This window comes from Devosia psychrophila (assembly GCF_000971275.1).
GTDB lineage: Bacteria > Pseudomonadota > Alphaproteobacteria > Rhizobiales > Devosiaceae > Devosia > Devosia psychrophila.
Genome location: NZ_LAPV01000159.1, coordinates 14195 through 28434 on the forward strand (window position 1 = coordinate 14195; position 14240 = coordinate 28434).

Below are 14240 nucleotides of genomic sequence, written 5' to 3' on the forward strand. Positions count from 1 at the left end.
ATAACATGGGGCGTTGAGGGCTCGCAAATGGATATCGACCTGCTTTTGGCGATTGCGCATCATCTGTCGGTTTTTGCGCTGGTGGCGCTGTATGCGGCGGAGTTCGCACTGCTGCGGCCGGGGCTGTCCGGCGCGCGGATTCGTCAGTTGGCGCAGATTGACGCGGCGTATGGCGGGGTGGCGGGGCTGGTCATCGTCGTTGGCATCATCCGGGTGATTTTTGGCGTCAGGGGATGGGAGTATTACGTCACCAACCACGCCTTCTGGGGCAAGATGGCGGCGCTCCTGGTAGTGGGCCTGCTGACGATCCAGCCGACGATGGCGATCCGGAAATGGCTCAAGGCGGTGGGGACGGATGAGAGTTATGTGCCGCCGCCGGCGGAAATCGCGACAAGCCGGCGCCTGGTGCATATCCAGGCGGGCGTATTGCTGTTGATCCCGATCTTTGCGGCGGCGATGGCGCGGGGGTATGGGAGCTGAAGGGGTAGGAAGCAAGGATACGCCCACCTCGCCTCCCCCTGAAAGGGGGGGAGGGATACTATCGAGTGTCAGGCACAATCCCGTGCAATCGCCGGCCGAGTTCCTCCCCCTCATCGGGGGATGCGCGGTGGGGTACCCGACAAGGACACCTAGGCGACGTGCTTGGGCAGCGGCTTGTTGGGCGGGGGCGTCTTGGGTTCGAAGCGGCACCATTGGCGAATTTCGCAGCGCCAGCATTCTGGCTTGCGCGCCTTGCAGACGTAGCGTCCGTGCAGGATCAGCCAGTGATGGGCATGCAGCATATATGGCGCGGGGATAACCTTGAGCAGCGTCAGCTCAACCGCCAGTGGCGTTTTGCCCGGGGCCATGCCGGTGCGATTGCCGACGCGGAACAAGTGCGTATCCACCGCAATGGCCGGCTGCTTGAACCAGATATTGAGCACCACGTTGGCAGTCTTGCGACCGACGCCGGGCAGGGCCTCAAGACCCTCGCGGTCTGAGGGCACTTCGCCACCATGCAGGTCGATCAGCATCTGGCTCAAAGTGAAGACATTCTTGGCCTTGCCGCGATAGAGGCCGATGGTCTTGACCAGTTCGGTGATGCGCTCGACGCCAAGCGCCACCATCTGCTGGGGCGTAGCGGCCAGCGCAAACAGGTGTTTGGTGGCCTTGTTGACGCCGACGTCGGTTGCCTGAGCTGACAGCACCACCGCCACCAGCAGGGTAAAGGCATTGCTGTAGTCGAGCTCGCCCTTGGGCTCGGGCTCGATTTCATGGAAGCGGTGGAAGATGGCTTCGACATCGGCCTTGGGCAAGGCGTTCACTTTTTTCGGCCCGGCCATTCTCTCACCACTGATTTTGCGCTTATAGTCTCCATGTCGAAGAGTTCGCCATGCCAATGCAAGCTACTACCACAGTGCCGCTGTTTTCTGCAGCGCTCCAGCCGGACCGCTCACCCCGGATAACCGGCGGCTGGGTGGCGCTGGCCGTTGCCACCCTGCTGGCGACGCCGCTAGCCATTCTCATCCCCGAAGCGCTGCTGCCGGCGGGCACGGCATTCCTCGCTGGTACTGCCAGCCTGAGCGCCCTAACGGTGCAGCAATCGCGCCGGCGCCGAATGCGGCAGCAGGTGACGCTGTGGGCCGACCAGCTCGAAGTCATCACCACGCAAAGCAAGGGCGAAAGCGTGTTGCGGCGGTTCGCGCCCAAGACCGTGCGGCTGATTGTGGTGCGCGACGAGAATGAAAAGACCATTGCGGTGCGCCTGCGCAGCGGCAAGGAAGAGCTCGAACTTGGCGCCTTTCTCAGCCCCGAAGACCGATCGAGCTTTGCCAGGGCGTTTGGCACGGCGCTGCGAAAAGCGCGGCAGGACGCCTGAGCCAACGTCAAAACCGGGTCGCAACCGCAGCCGGTGTCCCTTAAGAGTGACCCAAAGTCAGGGTGCTCCGATGAACCATATATTCTCCATGACCCCCGCGACGGATTACGACACCATCCAGGCGGCAATCCGCTATCTCTCCGAGACCGGACCGGACGTGGCTGACCTGCCGCGCTTCGCCCGGGCGCTGGGGCTGACCGAGCGACAGTTGACCGAGCTGTTCCGGCGCTGGTGCGGATTATCGCCCAAGAGCTTTGCCCAGGCGGTGGCACTCGACCATGCCAAGAGCCTGCTGCGTAACCAGGAGAGCGTGCTCGCCACCACTTATCAGGTGGGCCTGAGCTCGACGTCTCGGCTGCACGATCTTTTCGTCACCTATGAAGCCATGCCCCCGGGCGTTTTCCGGGCCGGCGGGGCTGGCTTGGACATGATCTGGGGTGCGGCGCCATCGCCGTTCGGCCTCGCCGTAGTGACCGCCACCGACTACGGCATGTCCGGCCTCGGCTTTGCCGATGAGAGCACCACGGTGAGCCAAGCCTTCGAGGACCTGGCCAATCGTTGGCCCAATGCGCGGTTCATCCGCGATGATGCCAGGGTGGCGCCGATGGTCGCGCAGGCGTTCGATCCAGCGCATTGGTCACCCGACCGACCGGTGCGCGTGGTGTTGATCGGGACCGATTTCGAGGTTCAGGTATGGGAAACGCTGCTGAAGATTCCGGTGGGTCGCGCCGCGACTTATCAGAATGTCGCGAGCCATATCGGCCGGCCAACCGCAGCGCGCGCGGTGGGTGCGGCTGTGGGCAAGAACCCGATTTCGTTCGTGGTGCCGTGCCACCGCGTAGTCGGTACATCGGGCGCGCTGACCGGGTATCACTGGGGCCTGCCGCGCAAGCGGGCGATTTTGGGCTGGGAAGCCGGGGTTATCTCGGCGGCGCATTAGCCATTGGCCGGTTCGAGGTTTCACGTGAATCGGTAGTGAGGAAGAATACCCCACCTAGCCTCCCCCTAAATAGGGGGGTTAGGTGGGGTACCAAACAAGAACCCTGGCAGCCCTTTAGCTTCAGATTTCGACGCGACCTTCGAGCTTCCCATCGGCCCCAATATTGTAAATCGTCGGCTGGCCCGTACCAATTTCGCGCTTGAGAATCTGTTCCGGCGTCAGGCCTTCAATGGCCATCACCAGTGCCCGCAGCGAATTGCCGTGGGCTGCGATCAGCACGGTCTTGCCGGCCAGCAGCAGCGGCAGGATTTCGGCCTCGTAGTAGGGAAGGGTGCGGGCGGCGGTGTCCTTGAGGCTTTCGCCACCGGGCGGGGGAACGTCGAAGCTGCGGCGCCAGATCAGCACCTGCTCCTCGCCCCATTTGACCCGCGCGTCGTCTTTGTTGAGACCCGACAGTTCGCCGTAGTCGCGTTCGTTGAGCGCAATATTGCGGGTGATGGTGACGTTGAGGATCTCCATTTCTTCGAGCATCAGGTCCAGCGTGTGCTGGGCGCGGCGCAGGGCCGAAGTATAGTAGAGGTCAGGGACGATACCCTTGGCCTTGAGCGCCTTGCCGGTGGCGCGCGCCTCGCCGATGCCCTTTTCGGTCAGGTCGGGATTGCGCCAGCCGGTGAACAGGTTCTTGAGGTTCCACTCGCTTTCGCCGTGGCGCACGAGGATCAGGGTACCGGTCATTGTCTTATCCTTGCTTTAGTCGTTGAGGCCGAGCACGTCGGTCATGGAATAGAGGCCGGGCGGCTGAGACGCGGCCCAGAGCGCGGCGCGGGCGGCGCCATTGGCATAGATGGTGCGGTCCTGCGCACGGTGGTTCAGTTCGATGCGCTCGGACGGGCCGGCGAGGATCACCATATGGTCGCCGATGACATTGCCGCCGCGCAGCGTGGCAAAACCGATAGTGCCGGCCTCGCGTGGACCGGTGTGGCCGTCGCGTACAGTCACCGCATGATCCTTGAGCGCGATGTCGCGGCCCTTGGCGGCGGCTTCGCCCAGCAGGAGCGCCGTGCCGGAGGGGGCGTCGACCTTTTTATTGTGGTGCATTTCGAGGATTTCAATATCGTAGTCGGCGAGGGCCGCGGCAGCCTTCTCGACCAGGTTGGCCAGCACGACCATGCCCATGGAGAAATTGCCGGACTTGACGATGCGCGCGCCAGCCTGTGCCGAGGCGGCGATTGCCGCGTCGTCCTGTTCCGAGCAACCGGTGGTGCCGATGATATGGACCATACCCAGCGCCGCCGCCTTTTGCGATAGCGCGACGCTGGCGCCGGGCGCGGTGAAATCGATGATGGCATCGGCGCCAACCAGGGCCGCGTCGATATCGTCGGTAATCCTGACGCCCAGTTCTTCAATGCCGGCGAAAAGGCCCGCGTCCAGGCCGATCGCAGGCGAACCCGGACGGTCGACGGCGGCGTGGAGCTTGGCGATAGCGCCATGCAGCGACAGCCCTCCCAGCGCGGCGACAGCGCGGATATTGGCCGCGCCCATGCGCCCACCGGCCCCTGCCACCACGACCTTGAGATCTGCCATCTATCCGTCTCCCTATTGGTTTTTGGCTATAGCAGCGCTCAGGGAAAACGCCAACAGGTGTGCCCCATAGCCTTCATCATGCTAGGGTGATGTTTGGACAAAAGCCAAGGGACCTGATTTGACCATCACCAACGCGCTGGCCGGTATCGCGGTGGACGATATCAACGAGGCGCTCGACTATTACGAGCGGCTGTTCGGCCGCCCAGCCGATGCGCGGCCGATGAATGATGTGGCCGAATGGAAACTGCCGGGCGGCGGCTGGGTGCATGTGGCTACCGATGCCGACCGGGCAGGGGCGTCGAGCTTGACGCTGGTGGTCGATGACCTGGCCGAAGAGCTGGGCCGGCTGAGCCTGCATGGATTGACGCCGGTCGCGAAAGCCATGGGCGACTTCTTCAAGACCGCGAAGTTTCGCGATCCCGACGGCAACCAGATCGTCTTCAGCCAACCCCAGCACGGAACGTATTAGCTTTAACCTCTCTCGGGAGAGGTGGAAAAGAACCCCCGCCATTCGGGCATAGCCCTCTTGGCTTTCTCGCCTTAAATCGCGCCACCGGCGCGATTTCCCTGTGGGACGGCTCTAAACCCGCCGCAGCTTTACGTCCTCGATCAGGTGGTTCTTGCCCTTTTTGAGGATCAGGTCAGCGCGGCCGCGGGTGGGGAGGACGTTGTCGAGCAGGTTGGGCAGGTTGATGGTGCGCCAGACCATTTTGCCGAACTCGCCGGCTTCGGTCTCGCTCATTTCGGCAAAGCGGCGGAAGAACGAGGTCGGGTCCTTGAAAGCGGTTTCGCGCAGGCGGAAGAAGCGCTCCATGAACCAGGCTTCAAGGTCATCATTGTCGGCGTCGATATAGATCGAAAAATCGATGAAGTCGGAGGCAAAGAGGATTGGCCTGCCGTCCTTGGGCAACTCACCCGGCTGCAGGATATTCAGCCCCTCGACGATCAGGATGTCAGGCCGGTCCACGGTCACTTCGCTGCCCGGGACCACGTCATAGACCAGGTGAGAATAGACCGGCACCTGCATCTGGCCCTTGCCCGACTTGATATCGGAGAGGAACTGCACGAAACGAGTGCGGTCATAGCTCTCGGGGAAGCCCTTGCGCTCCATGATGCCGCGCTCGGCCAGCACCTTGTTTGAGTGCAGGAAGCCGTCGGTGGTCACCAGGTCGACTTTTGGGCTCGACGGCCAGCGCTGCAGCAGCGCCTGCAGGATACGCGCGGTGGTGGATTTGCCCACCGCCACCGAACCGGCGACGCCGATGATGAAGGGTACTTTCTGGTCGGGCGTTTCGAGGAAGCGCGTCGAGACATTGTGCAGGCCCTGGATGGCTTCCACATAAAACGACAGCAGGCGCGTCAGCGGCAGGTAGGTCTCTTCGGCCTCTTCCAGCGATATCGGATCGCTCAACGTGCGCAGCCGCGCGATGTCCTCGCGCGTCAGCGTCATCGGCTCGTCGGCGCGCAGGGCGCTCCACTGGGCTTTGGTGAAAGAATGATAGGGCGCGAGGACCGGCTTGCGCTTGGCCATCAGTGCTGGTCCGTCCGTGAGGCTTTTTCGGCAAGGCCGGACTGGGCCGTACGAGCATCGAGTTCGACCATGACTTCGGCGAGCGGAATGTCGGCGGCCTTCAGTACCACCAGCAGGTGATACAGCAGGTCGGCGCTTTCCTTGACCAGTTCGGCGCGGTTACCTGTGACGGCAGCGATTACCGCCTCAGTGGCTTCCTCGCCGAGCTTTTGGGCGCATTTTTCCATGCCGCGGGCAATCAGCCTGGCGGTGTAGCTCTCATCGGGCGAGGCCGCCGCGCGGATAGCAATACGAGCTTCGAGGGTCTCTAAATTCATCTGAACGCACTCCGAGTGCTTAATTGGGCTCGTCCCATTCGAGCGTAGCTCTCTTGGCCTTGTCTGCTCAAATCGCTCCACTGGAGCGATTTGCCCTGTCGGTCGCAGCCAAGTCCATCCGCACCGCCACGCCATGCTCGCGCATGTATTGCTTGGCCTGGGGGATGGTGAAGGTGCCGAAATGGAAGATCGAGGCGGCCAGCACGGCGCTGGCATGGCCTTCGGTGACGCCATCGACCAGGTCCTGCAGGCTGCCGACGCCGCCGGAGGCGATCACCGGCACTTCCACCGCATCGGCAATGGCGCGGGTGAGTTTGAGATCGAAGCCGGACTTGGTTCCGTCTCGGTCCATCGAGGTGACCAGCAATTCGCCAGCGCCGCGTTCAACCATGCGGATGGCAAACTCCACTGCGTCGAGGCCCGATGGCTTGCGGCCGCCATGGGTGAAAATTTCCCATTCGGATCTGTTGTCCCCACCCACCGCCTGGCTCAGGCGCTGCTTGGCATCGACCGAAACGACGATGCACTGGTTGCCGAACTTGTCGGCGGCGCGGGAGATGAAGTCAGGGTCATTCACTGCGGCGGAATTGATCGCCACCTTGTCGGCGCCGGCCAGCAGCAGCTTGCGAATGTCCTCGATGCTGCGGACGCCACCGCCCACCGTCAGCGGCATGAAGCAGTGTTCGGCAGTGCGGGCGACGACGTCCAAAATGGTGTCGCGGCCCTCGTGGCTGGCGGTAATGTCGAGAAAGGTCAGCTCGTCGGCGCCGGCTGCGTCATAGGCCATGGCAGCTTCGACGGGGTCGCCGGCATCGCGCAGATCGACAAATTGCACGCCCTTGACGACGCGGCCGCCCATGACATCGAGGCAGGGAATCAAGCGGGTCTTGAGGGTCACGCCGCGCTCCTCAGCAAAGCCAGTGCTTCACGTGAATCAATGCGGCCGTCATACAGCGCCCGACCGGAAATGGCGCCTTCGAGGATGCGGAATTCGGGCCGCGTCATGCGCTCGATGTCGCCCATCGAAGCAAGCCCGCCCGAGGCGATGACCGGAATGCTGGTGGACAACGCCAGCTCGAGCGTCGCCGGCCAGTTGATGCCGGCCAGCACACCATCGCGATCGATGTCAGTATAGATGATGGCGGCAACCCCGGCGCCTTCGAAGCGCTTGGCCAGCTCGATGACGCTCAGCTCAGATGTCTCGGCCCAGCCTTCGACCGCTACCATGCCCTTGCGCGCGTCAATGCTCACTGCGACCTGGCCCGGCCAACGCGCGGCTGCTTGCTTGACCAGCGCCGGATCGCGCACCGCGACGGTGCCGAGGATGACGCGGGCAAGGCCCTTGTCGAGCCAGCTTTCGATGTGGGCCAGCGTGCGGATGCCGCCGCCGAGTTGCACCGGAAATTTCACCGCCTTGAGGATGGCATCCACCGCCGCGCCATTGACGCTCTCACCGGCAAAGGCGCCGTTGAGGTCGACGACGTGGAGATAGTCGAAGCCCTGGTCCTCGAAACTCCTGGCCTGGGCTGCCGGGTCGTCGTTAAAGACCGTGGCCTGTTCCATGTCGCCGAGCTTGAGGCGCACGCACTGGCCGTCCTTGAGGTCGATGGCTGGGAACAGGATCACGGCGTCCACCTCAGGAAGTTCTCGATCAGCTTGAGCCCCAGCGCCTGGCTTTTTTCCGGGTGAAACTGGGCGCCGAAAATATTGTCGCGGCCGACGCAGGCGGTGACGGTGCCGCCGTAGTCGGTGGTGGCAAACAGCGTGTCATCGCTCGCTGTCACCAGGTGATAGGAGTGCACGAAATAGGCGTGCAACCCGTCGGGACCAGTCGGGATGCCCTCGAACAGCGCGTGCGGCTGAGTCAAGTCGATGGTGTTCCAGCCTATGTGCGGGATTTTGAGTGATGGATCGGAAGAGGTGATTTTTTGCACCGCGCCGGGGATCCAGCCGAGGCCAGGCGTCACGGTCTTTTCATGCCCTTCACTCGCCAGCAATTGCATGCCCACGCAAACGCCGAGGAAAGGTACGCCGCCCCGGATAACGCGCTCGTCGAGTACCTCGACCATGCCTGCCACCGCGTCGAGCCCGGCCTTGCAGTCTGCAAAGGCGCCAACGCCGGGCAGCATGATGCGGTCGGCGATGCGGACGCGCTCGGGGTCGGACGTGACTTCTACCGTGATGTCGCCAATGCCATTGGCCATGCGCTCGAAGGCCTTCGCCGCCGAGTGCAGGTTGCCGGCGCCATAATCGATGATGGTCACGAGGCTCATTGGATGGCCTCCAGTTGCGCCATGTCTGCACTCAGGGCGACGCGCTCGCCGCGAGGGGTCCAGCCGCGCCATTGCAGGGCGTGACGGCGCAGTCCGGGTGCGGCAAAGCCGAGCCAGACCATCGCCAGCAGATAGACGGCGGAGACTGCGCCACCGCCGATGAAGCCCGACAAGACGGCCAACGCAACCAGCTTGAGCACCCAGGCCAGCAGTTCCAGCCACAGTCCGTGTCGCGCCAGAAATACCGGCGGCAGAATGGCGGCGAACCAGGAGAAGTTTTCGGCAATCGCAGCCGGCAGATCGGGCCGGCCCGGCTTGGGATCATAGATGGCGTAGAGGGTCATGCGGCTTCCTTGGCGAAGGTGGCCTCGTTGCGGCAGCACTTAGAACAAATCGGCTGCGGGTGGAAGGGCACCCCCACCCAACCTCCCCCTGAAGATGGGGAGGAGCTGATCGTGTATGCCGCAGTATGTTGCCAAAGCCACCAGGCAGATTCCTCCCCCTTTTCAGGGGAGGCGAGGTGGGGGTATTCTTGCTTTACAGCGTACCCTTGGTGCTGGGGACCCGATCACCAACCCGCGGGTCGATCTCGACCGCTTCGCGCAAAGCCCGTGCAACGGCCTTGAACATCGATTCGGCGAGATGGTGGTTGTTGTCGGTGTAGAAGTTTTCGATATGCAGCGTGATGCCGGCATTCATGGCGAAGGCCTGGAAGAATTCGCGAAACAGCTCGGTGTCCATCTCGCCGACCTTGTCGCGGTTGAACTCGGCTCGGAACACCAGGAACGGCCGGCCGGAGACATCCAGCGCCGCCCGGGTCAGCGTGCCGTCCATCGGCAGGTCGGCCGAGGCATAGCGGCGGATGCCCTTCTTGTCGCCGAGGGCCTTCAGGATGGCTTGGCCCAGCGCGATGCCGACATCCTCCGCCGTGTGGTGGAAGTCGATGTGCAGGTCGCCCTTGCAAGTCACGTCCATGTCGATCAGCGAGTGGCGCGACAGCTGGTCCAGCATGTGATCGAAAAAGCCGATGCCGGTCGCCATGCTATGCGCGCCGGTGCCGTCGAGGTTCACCGAAACATTGATCTCGGTCTCGTTGGTCTTGCGGGCGATGGAAGCGGTGCGCATGGGCTGTCTCCGGAAAGTCGCGGCTCCGTAGCAGATAGGCACGGCGGCGTGAAGATTGCGTTGCCGGGTACCGCATTGCATTCCCGCCGCGGTCTCCTAAATATCAGTCAACACTTCGGAGTATCTATCCCAAATGAGTGACAACAATTCGCCCGGCTGGCACGGCACGACCATCGTGTCGGTTCGCAAGGGCAACAAGGTCGTGGTGGCTGGCGACGGCCAGGTTTCCATGGGCCCAACCGTGATGAAACATACCGCAAAGAAGGTGCGTCGCCTGGCCGGTGGCAAGGTGATCGGCGGCTTTGCCGGATCGACCGCCGATGCCTTCACGCTGTTCGAGCGGCTCGAAGCCAAGCTTGAGCAATATCCCGACCAGCTGATGCGCGCTGCCGTCGAGCTGGCCAAGGACTGGCGCACCGATCGCTACCTGCGCAAGCTCGAAGCCATGATGATCGTCGCCGACAAGACCGATACGCTGGTGCTGACCGGCACGGGTGACGTGCTGACGCCTGACCATGGCGTCATCGCCATCGGCTCGGGGGGCAATTACGCACACTCCGCGGCTCTCGCATTACACCAGGCGACCGACCTCGACGCCGAGGATATCGCCCGTCGCGCCATGAAGATCGCCGAGGAAATCTGCGTCTATACCAATGGCAATGTGACGCTTGAAACCATCGAGCTCGATTAGCACCGGCGCTGGCCTGACAAGCAGCGCACGAGGGCCGGCTTCCGAGCGGTCCGGAAAGTGATAAAATGACTGAAACCAATTTTTCGCCACGCGAGATCGTTTCCGAACTCGACCGTAATATCGTGGGCCAGCATGATGCCAAGCGCGCCGTTGCGGTCGCATTGCGCAATCGCTGGCGCCGGCAGCAGCTCAGCCCCGAGATGCGGCGCGAGATCACGCCCAAGAATATCCTGATGATCGGGCCGACCGGCGTCGGCAAGACCGAGATCGCCCGGCGGCTGGCCCGGCTGGCACAGGCACCGTTCATCAAGGTTGAGGCCACCAAGTTCACCGAGGTGGGCTATGTCGGCCGCGACGTCGAGCAGATCATCCGTGACCTGGTCGAGGCGGGCATTGCCGTGCTGCGCGACAAGAGCCGTGCCGATGTGCAGGCGCAGGCGCATGCCAATGCCGAAAACCGCGTGCTCGACGCGCTGGTCGGCACTTCGGCCACGCCATCGACGCGCGATTCGTTCCGGAAAAAACTGCGCAGCAACGAAATCGACGACAGCGAGATCGAGATCGAAATGCAGCCGGCGCCCAATGCCGGCGGCTTCGAGATTCCCGGCATGCCCAATGGTGGCATGATCAACATTTCCGACATGTTCAAGCAGGCGATGGGTGGCCGCGGCGTCAAGCGCAAGATCAAGGTCAAGGACGCCTATGAGCCGCTGATCGCCGAAGAGGCAGACAAGCTGCTCGACCAGGAACAGCTCAAGCGCGAAGCCATCGAGCTGGTGGAAAACCATGGCATCGTCTTCATCGACGAGATCGACAAGGTGGCCCATCGCGAGGGCGGCGCCCAGGGCGGTCCGTCACGCGAAGGCGTGCAGCGCGACCTGTTGCCGCTGATCGAAGGCACCACGGTCTCTACCAAGTATGGACCGGTCAAGACCGACCATATCCTGTTCATCGCCTCAGGCGCCTTTCACGTCAGCAAGCCAAGCGACCTGCTGCCGGAACTGCAGGGCCGCCTGCCGATCCGCGTCGAGCTGAAAGCGCTGACCCGCGAGGATTTCATCCAGATCCTGTCGGGGACCGACAATAGCCTGATCAAGCAATATGTGGCGCTGATGGGCACTGAAGGGGTGACGCTGGACTTCACCACCGACGCCATCGAGGCGATCGCCGACGCTGCAGTCAAGGTCAACAATTCGGTCGAGAACATCGGCGCAAGGCGGCTGCAGACGGTGATGGAGCGGCTGGTGGAGGACATCAGCTTCGAAGCGCCGGACAAGCAGGGCCACACCATCGCGATCAACGCAGCGTTTGTCGCGGAGAAGGTTGGGGTGTTGGCGGCCGATACGGATTTGAGCAAGTTCGTGCTTTAGGGCGCGATATTTCCTCAAGCGCGGGGCAGCACCTCCCCCTCGACGGGGGAGGTTGGGTGGGGGTGTCGGTTAACCCCTATATAGCGGCTAAACCTCCCCCTCCCTGGCCCTCCCCGCAAGGGGGAGGGTGTCGACTGAAACTTCCGGCTGACAAATCTACCGCTTCTTGCCGCTTCGCTTCACCAACTCGTCGCGCAGGAACCGCAAATCCTCCAGTTCCAGCTTGCCGATGTCGCTGGCTAGCCGGTTGGTCAGCTCCGTCGCCTCGGGCAATAGGCCGCCGGTATCGATGGTCACCTTCGGGTCGCTCATCTCGGCCAGGCGCTGCAGCTCCTCTGCCTCGTCCCAGATGACGTTGAAAAAAGTGATCATCCTATGCAGGAGGAAGCCGGTGGGCTTGCCGCGCTTGCCGTGTTCGAGCGCCGAGAGATAGGCGCTCGAGACATTCAGCGCCGCAGCCATTTCCTTAAGGGAAATGCTCCGCGCCTCGCGTAATTCCCTTATCTTTGCACCAAGCGGCGTCATTGTTGCGCTCTCATGCGCGGCGCAGGCGCACATACCACGCCCCCTCGCCACCATGGCCACGTGCGGCGAGACTCCAGCCCGAGACCATGGGCGACAGGCTCGGCTCGCTGAGCCAGATCGGCAGCATGGTGCGCAGGATGCCGCGCTCGGTCATGGCGGCAATGTAATCATTATCGGTCTTGAGGCCCTTGCCAGTAATCACCAGCACGGTGCGGTCGCCACGCGCGAACCGAGCGTGCATGAAGCGGTGCAATGCGCCGCGGGCTTCGATCTGGGTCATGCCATGCAGGTCGATGCGCCCATCGATCTCGATACGGCCGCGGCCGACCTTCTTGCGGATGGCCGGATCGACGGCTTTTTCCGGATAGGTGGCCGTTGGCAAAGGCGCCTGATAGGGCGGCAGAAACGGTTTCTTTGCTGGCTTCTTGCCTGGCGGTGGCTTGGTCGCCACCGGGGCGGGTTCTGCCACGGGTAGCGGCAGCGGGCCTGCCGCCAACATCTTCAGCAGGCCCTTGCGACGCAGCGGATCGACGGTCGAAGCCACCGCCGTCCACAGGTGGAAGTCGTGCGGCAGCCGTTTGGGATCACGCTTGGACATGGTCGGGACTGCCGCAAACCGCCTTCAGATCAGTCGAGCTGGCTGGTGGTGACGACTTTCCAGTTCGGATCCTTCGACTTGGGATTGCGCGCAAAGGTCCATTCGTCGGCGATGGTCTGCACCTGGTCGGCATTGCCATCCACCAGCGCGCCGTCCTTGTCGCGCGTGGCCGAAACCACCTCGGCATGGAAGCGGACGGTGATCAGCACGTTCTTTCTGTCGTATTCGGCATCAGCGATTTCGACCTTGGGCAGGCCGACGAAAGTGAAGTCCACGGTCTGGCCGGCCTTCTCGCGGTCGGCAATGGCAGTCTGGAAGCCGTCGAACACATCCTTTTCGAGGAGGTTCTTCAGCGTGACCCGATCGCCCGCAGCATAGGCGGTGACGACCATTTCATAGGCCTGCTTGGCACCCTCGAGGAAGCTCTTGGGCGTGAAGCTGAGGTCGGCCTGGACCACATCCTTGAGGCCGGCAGCCAATTCCGGGTTGTTCTTGGCCATCTGTTCGATTTCGGCGTCGGTCTTGCGGATGCGGTATTCGTCATCCTGCTCGGGAGCCGGGGTGGCACGTGGACGCATCGGCACGACCGTATCGTCGGTCGCTGCCTCAGTAGCGGGCTTGCGGCGTTCGGCCGGGGGACGCTCGTTGCCGGTGCGGGTGCCGAGCACCGAGCGCAGGCGGAACAGCACAAAGACTGCAACGGCAATCACGATAAGGGTGGGAAGATCGAAGAATTCATCCATTGAACAGTGCACCTTGGCGTGAGCGCCGAATAAAAACGACGCGGGGACGCTCGTTGAGCGCTTGGTTGGCCTATATATAGGGAAAGCCTCACCCCAAAACCAGTTCACGATGGGGCGAGAGGCGTTTTGTCATAGGGATTCAGAGAGGAACCCCACCTTGATCCGATTTTTTGCCTTTGGGCTGATCGCCCTGCCGATCGTGGAAATCGCCATCTTCATCAAGGTGGGGCAGACAATCGGCCTGTTTCCGACCCTTGCGCTGATCATCGGCGCGGCTCTTCTTGGTGGTGTTTTGATACGCCAGCAGGGGCTCTCCGTGCTGACCCAGTTGCGCAACAATGTCAGCGCCGGCCGCATGCCCGGCAAAACCATTGCCGATACGATGATGATCGGCCTAGCGGCGTTGTTGCTGGTGCTGCCAGGTTTTCTCAGCGATTTTGTCGCCTTGGCGCTGTTGCTGCCCCCGGTTCGAAGCTGGATTTATAAGTCGTTGGCCAGCCGGGTGACAGTGGTTGACGCGACGACGGCAACCTATCGTCGGCAGGATCCGGCGGCCAGTCGAAACGAGGGCGTGATCGATCTCGATGACGAGGACTATCGCCCGCGCTGAAACGGGCTCCGTCTTGTCGCTCAGGCGCAAAGATGCTAGCCAACCCGGCAATAAATTTCCCTTGAAGGACTAGAT

The 14240-nt window shown here is 62.6% G+C and carries 20 protein-coding genes; 7 read left to right on the forward strand and 13 right to left on the reverse strand.

Translation table 11 applies throughout. The annotated features are described in order from the left end of the window. Nucleotides 1–27: 27 nt before the first annotated feature. The gene (locus WH91_RS17915; RefSeq protein WP_046172383.1) at nt 28–480 is read left to right on the forward strand and encodes a DUF2214 family protein; all 453 of its coding nucleotides are present in this window, start codon (nt 28–30) and stop codon (nt 478–480) included. Nucleotides 481–629: 149 nt separating this feature from the next. Here WH91_RS17915 and nth read toward each other — a convergent pair whose 3' ends face one another. Beyond that, a complete protein-coding gene (gene nth / locus WH91_RS17920) occupies nt 630–1322 on the reverse strand; it encodes an endonuclease III (protein WP_082102254.1) in 693 nt (230 codons plus the stop codon). Between the two features lie 50 nt (nt 1323–1372). Between nth and WH91_RS17925 the strand changes: the two genes are divergently transcribed. Continuing rightward, nucleotides 1373–1858, forward strand: a complete 486-nt coding sequence (locus WH91_RS17925) for a DUF2244 domain-containing protein (RefSeq protein WP_074797183.1) — start codon at nt 1373–1375, stop codon at nt 1856–1858. 70 nt (nt 1859–1928) lie between these two features. Next, on the forward strand, nt 1929–2798 hold the full coding sequence (locus WH91_RS17930) for a methylated-DNA--[protein]-cysteine S-methyltransferase (protein WP_046172385.1): 870 nt from the start codon (nt 1929–1931) through the stop codon (nt 2796–2798). Nucleotides 2799–2918: 120 nt separating this feature from the next. Here WH91_RS17930 and WH91_RS17935 read toward each other — a convergent pair whose 3' ends face one another. Both WH91_RS17935 and dapB read right to left on the reverse strand, forming a co-directional pair. Further along, complete coding sequence (locus WH91_RS17935; RefSeq protein WP_046172386.1) at nt 2919–3533, reverse strand: 2,3-bisphosphoglycerate-dependent phosphoglycerate mutase; 615 nt, start codon at nt 3531–3533, stop codon at nt 2919–2921. 15 nt (nt 3534–3548) lie between these two features. Beyond that, a complete protein-coding gene (gene dapB, locus WH91_RS17940) occupies nt 3549–4382 on the reverse strand; it encodes a 4-hydroxy-tetrahydrodipicolinate reductase (RefSeq protein WP_046172387.1) in 834 nt (277 codons plus the stop codon). A 118-nt stretch (nt 4383–4500) separates the two neighbouring features. Here dapB and WH91_RS17945 point away from each other — a divergent pair, with 118 nt between their 5' ends. Beyond that, entirely contained in the window at nt 4501–4851 is a 351-nt protein-coding gene (locus tag WH91_RS17945; protein ID WP_046172388.1) for a VOC family protein, read from the forward strand. Nucleotides 4852–4962: 111 nt separating this feature from the next. On the opposite strand, the gene coaA is transcribed toward WH91_RS17945, so the two are convergent. The 7 genes from coaA to hisB form a co-directional block, all read right to left on the reverse strand. Continuing rightward, nucleotides 4963–5913, reverse strand: coding sequence for a type I pantothenate kinase (gene coaA, locus WH91_RS17950; protein ID WP_046172389.1), 951 nt, complete (start codon nt 5911–5913; stop codon nt 4963–4965). Beyond that, nucleotides 5913–6230 carry a phosphoribosyl-ATP diphosphatase gene (locus WH91_RS17955; protein ID WP_046172390.1) on the reverse strand — a complete coding sequence of 106 codons (318 nt, stop codon included), beginning with the start codon at nt 6228–6230 and terminating at the stop codon, nt 5913–5915. Before WH91_RS17955 ends, coaA begins: the two co-directional genes overlap by 1 nt. 67 nt (nt 6231–6297) lie before the next feature. Continuing rightward, nucleotides 6298–7128: an imidazole glycerol phosphate synthase subunit HisF gene (gene hisF / locus WH91_RS17960; protein ID WP_046172391.1), complete on the reverse strand. Its 831-nt coding sequence runs from the start codon at nt 7126–7128 to the stop codon at nt 6298–6300. Next, nucleotides 7125–7856, reverse strand: coding sequence for a 1-(5-phosphoribosyl)-5-[(5-phosphoribosylamino)methylideneamino]imidazole-4-carboxamide isomerase (gene hisA, locus WH91_RS17965; protein ID WP_046172478.1), 732 nt, complete (start codon nt 7854–7856; stop codon nt 7125–7127). Before hisA ends, hisF begins: the two co-directional genes overlap by 4 nt. Beyond that, on the reverse strand, nt 7853–8503 hold the full coding sequence (gene hisH / locus WH91_RS17970) for an imidazole glycerol phosphate synthase subunit HisH (protein ID WP_046172392.1): 651 nt from the start codon (nt 8501–8503) through the stop codon (nt 7853–7855). Before hisH ends, hisA begins: the two co-directional genes overlap by 4 nt. Further along, a complete protein-coding gene (locus WH91_RS17975; protein ID WP_052952944.1) occupies nt 8500–8847 on the reverse strand; it encodes a DUF2628 domain-containing protein in 348 nt (115 codons plus the stop codon). Before WH91_RS17975 ends, hisH begins: the two co-directional genes overlap by 4 nt. A 193-nt stretch (nt 8848–9040) precedes the next feature. After that, nucleotides 9041–9628 (reverse strand): imidazoleglycerol-phosphate dehydratase HisB, encoded by a 588-nt coding sequence (gene hisB, locus WH91_RS17980; protein ID WP_046172393.1) that lies wholly within the window; start codon nt 9626–9628, stop codon nt 9041–9043. A gap of 133 nt (nt 9629–9761) precedes the next feature. On the opposite strand from hisB, the gene hslV reads away from it, so the two are divergent. Both hslV and hslU read left to right on the forward strand, forming a co-directional pair. After that, nucleotides 9762–10319 (forward strand): ATP-dependent protease subunit HslV, encoded by a 558-nt coding sequence (gene hslV, locus WH91_RS17985; protein WP_046172394.1) that lies wholly within the window; start codon nt 9762–9764, stop codon nt 10317–10319. A gap of 65 nt (nt 10320–10384) precedes the next feature. Continuing rightward, nucleotides 10385–11689, forward strand: coding sequence for an ATP-dependent protease ATPase subunit HslU (gene hslU / locus WH91_RS17990; protein WP_046172395.1), 1305 nt, complete (start codon nt 10385–10387; stop codon nt 11687–11689). 156 nt (nt 11690–11845) lie between these two features. On the opposite strand, the gene WH91_RS17995 is transcribed toward hslU, so the two are convergent. From WH91_RS17995 to WH91_RS18005, 3 genes are read right to left on the reverse strand one after another with little or no spacing between them, the layout of a single operon-like run. Beyond that, nucleotides 11846–12214 (reverse strand): helix-turn-helix domain-containing protein, encoded by a 369-nt coding sequence (locus WH91_RS17995; RefSeq protein WP_046172396.1) that lies wholly within the window; start codon nt 12212–12214, stop codon nt 11846–11848. Between the two features lie 10 nt (nt 12215–12224). After that, on the reverse strand, nt 12225–12812 hold the full coding sequence (locus WH91_RS18000; protein ID WP_046172397.1) for a Smr/MutS family protein: 588 nt from the start codon (nt 12810–12812) through the stop codon (nt 12225–12227). A gap of 29 nt (nt 12813–12841) precedes the next feature. Continuing rightward, nucleotides 12842–13555, reverse strand: coding sequence for a Tim44/TimA family putative adaptor protein (locus tag WH91_RS18005; protein ID WP_046172398.1), 714 nt, complete (start codon nt 13553–13555; stop codon nt 12842–12844). A gap of 157 nt (nt 13556–13712) precedes the next feature. On the opposite strand from WH91_RS18005, the gene WH91_RS18010 reads away from it, so the two are divergent. Further along, the gene (locus tag WH91_RS18010) at nt 13713–14165 is read left to right on the forward strand and encodes an FxsA family protein (RefSeq protein WP_158409602.1); all 453 of its coding nucleotides are present in this window, start codon (nt 13713–13715) and stop codon (nt 14163–14165) included. The last annotated feature ends 75 nt before the right edge of the window (nt 14166–14240 follow it).

Coding starts and splice junctions, on each gene's coding strand:
- hisB (WP_046172393.1), bottom strand. CDS start 9,628: ATGCGCACCGCTTCCATCGCCCGCAAGACCAACGAGACCGAGATCAAT.
- hisH (WP_046172392.1), bottom strand. CDS start 8,503: ATGAGCCTCGTGACCATCATCGATTATGGCGCCGGCAACCTGCACTCG.
- hslU (WP_046172395.1), top strand. CDS start 10,385: ATGACTGAAACCAATTTTTCGCCACGCGAGATCGTTTCCGAACTCGAC.
- WH91_RS17995 (WP_046172396.1), bottom strand. CDS start 12,214: ATGACGCCGCTTGGTGCAAAGATAAGGGAATTACGCGAGGCGCGGAGC.
- WH91_RS17935 (WP_046172386.1), bottom strand. CDS start 3,533: ATGACCGGTACCCTGATCCTCGTGCGCCACGGCGAAAGCGAGTGGAAC.
- dapB (WP_046172387.1), bottom strand. CDS start 4,382: ATGGCAGATCTCAAGGTCGTGGTGGCAGGGGCCGGTGGGCGCATGGGC.
- WH91_RS17955 (WP_046172390.1), bottom strand. CDS start 6,230: ATGAATTTAGAGACCCTCGAAGCTCGTATTGCTATCCGCGCGGCGGCC.
- WH91_RS17975 (WP_052952944.1), bottom strand. CDS start 8,847: ATGACCCTCTACGCCATCTATGATCCCAAGCCGGGCCGGCCCGATCTG.
- hslV (WP_046172394.1), top strand. CDS start 9,762: ATGAGTGACAACAATTCGCCCGGCTGGCACGGCACGACCATCGTGTCG.
- WH91_RS18005 (WP_046172398.1), bottom strand. CDS start 13,555: ATGGATGAATTCTTCGATCTTCCCACCCTTATCGTGATTGCCGTTGCA.
- WH91_RS17930 (WP_046172385.1), top strand. CDS start 1,929: ATGAACCATATATTCTCCATGACCCCCGCGACGGATTACGACACCATC.
- coaA (WP_046172389.1), bottom strand. CDS start 5,913: ATGGCCAAGCGCAAGCCGGTCCTCGCGCCCTATCATTCTTTCACCAAA.
- WH91_RS18000 (WP_046172397.1), bottom strand. CDS start 12,812: ATGTCCAAGCGTGATCCCAAACGGCTGCCGCACGACTTCCACCTGTGG.
- nth (WP_082102254.1), bottom strand. CDS start 1,322: ATGGCCGGGCCGAAAAAAGTGAACGCCTTGCCCAAGGCCGATGTCGAA.
- WH91_RS17915 (WP_046172383.1), top strand. CDS start 28: ATGGATATCGACCTGCTTTTGGCGATTGCGCATCATCTGTCGGTTTTT.
- WH91_RS17925 (WP_074797183.1), top strand. CDS start 1,373: ATGCCAATGCAAGCTACTACCACAGTGCCGCTGTTTTCTGCAGCGCTC.